At 69.6% G+C, this 1,565-nt stretch carries 2 protein-coding genes; both read right to left on the bottom strand.

The genetic code is table 11. The features are described 5' to 3' along the window. Window positions 1-837, bottom strand: an 837-nt coding sequence (locus KZQ38_RS35680; RefSeq protein ID WP_308258751.1) for a sulfate adenylyltransferase subunit 1, incomplete at its 3' end; no start/stop codon positions are given. Further along, window positions 837-1,565, bottom strand: a 729-nt coding sequence (cysD, locus tag KZQ38_RS35675; protein ID WP_219448450.1) for a sulfate adenylyltransferase subunit CysD, incomplete at its 5' end; no start/stop codon positions are given. The genes KZQ38_RS35680 and cysD, both read right to left, overlap by 1 nt.

Genomic DNA, 1,565 nt, shown 5'->3' with positions numbered 1-1,565 from the left:
CAACGGGCCGTCCGCGGTGTCGATCCCGGTCACCGTGGTCGACACCCCCGCCGGCACCACCGTCACCCGGTCGCCCACCCGCACCGTGCCCGCCGCGACCTGCCCCGCGTACCCCCGGTAGTCCGGGAACTCCGGCGTCCGCGGCCGGATCACGTACTGCACCGGGAACCGCAACGCCGCGTCGTGCGGGTCCGGCTCCACCGGCACCGTCTCCAGGTGCTCCAACAACGTCGGCCCCCCGTACCACGGGGTGGCCTCCGAGCGGCGCACCACGTTGTCCCCGGCCAACGCCGACACCGGGATCGCCACCACCGCGTCCCCGCCGAACCCCAACGCCCCCGCGTGCGCCGCGAACTCCTTCGCGATCCGCGAGAACACCACCTCGTCGAACCCCACCAGATCGATCTTGTTCACCGCCAGCACCACCCGCGGCACACCCAACAACGCCAACACCGCCGCGTGCCGCCGCGTCTGCTCCACCACACCCCGACGCGCGTCGACCAACAACACACCCAACTGCGCCGTCGACGCCCCCGTCACCGTGTTCCGCGTGTACTGCACGTGCCCCGGCGTGTCCGCCAACACGAACGACCGCCGCGGCGTCGCGAAATACCGGTACGCCACATCGATCGTGATCCCCTGCTCACGCTCCGACCGCAACCCGTCCACCAACAACGACAGATCCGGACCCGCCAACCCCCGGTCCGCGCTCACCCGCCGCACCGCGTCCAACGTGTCGGCCAACACCGACTTCGTGTCGTACAACAACCGGCCCACCAACGTGGACTTCCCGTCGTCCACACTGCCCGCCGTCGCCAACCTCAACAGGTCGCCCACTAGAAGTAACCCTCCCGCTTGCGGTCCTCCATCGCGGCCTCCGACAACCGGTCGTCCGCACGCGTCGCACCCCGCTCGGTCAACCGCGACGCCGCCACCTCCGCGATCACCGCCCCGATGTCCGCCGCGTCCGACTCCACCGCCCCCGTGCACGACCCGTCCCCCACCGTCCGGTACCGCACCACCCGCGACACCACACGCTCACCCTCCCGCGGACCACCCCACGGACCCCGCGTCAACCACATCCCGTCCCGCAAAAACACCTCACGCCGATGCGCGAAGTAGATCGACGGCAACCCGATCCCCTCACGCTCGACGTACCGCCACACGTCCAACTCCGTCCAGTTGGACAACGGGAACACCCGCACATGCTCCCCCGGACGATGCCGCCCGTTGTACAGGTTCCACAATTCGGGACGCTGCCGCCGCGGCTCCCACTGACCGAACGCGTTGCGCAGACTGAAAATCCGCTCCTTCGCCCGCGCCCGCTCCTCGTCCCGCCGACCACCACCGAACACCGCGTCGAACCGGAACGACCCGATCGCGTCCAACAACGGCACCGTCTGCAACGGATTCCGCGTCCCGTCCGGCCGCTCCACCAACCGACCATCGTCGATGTAGTCCTGCACCCGGGCCACCTCCAACCGCAACCCGTACCGCTCCACCACCCGATCCCGGAACTCCAACACCTCACCGAAGTTGTGCCCCGTGTCCACGTGCAACAACGG

Origin of the sequence: Saccharothrix obliqua (assembly GCF_019375475.1) — a bacterium.
Classification (GTDB): Bacteria; Actinomycetota; Actinomycetes; order Mycobacteriales; family Pseudonocardiaceae; genus Actinosynnema; species Actinosynnema obliqua.
The sequence above is the reverse complement of the archived record's forward strand: the minus strand, read 5'-3'. Positions and strand labels throughout refer to the sequence as shown.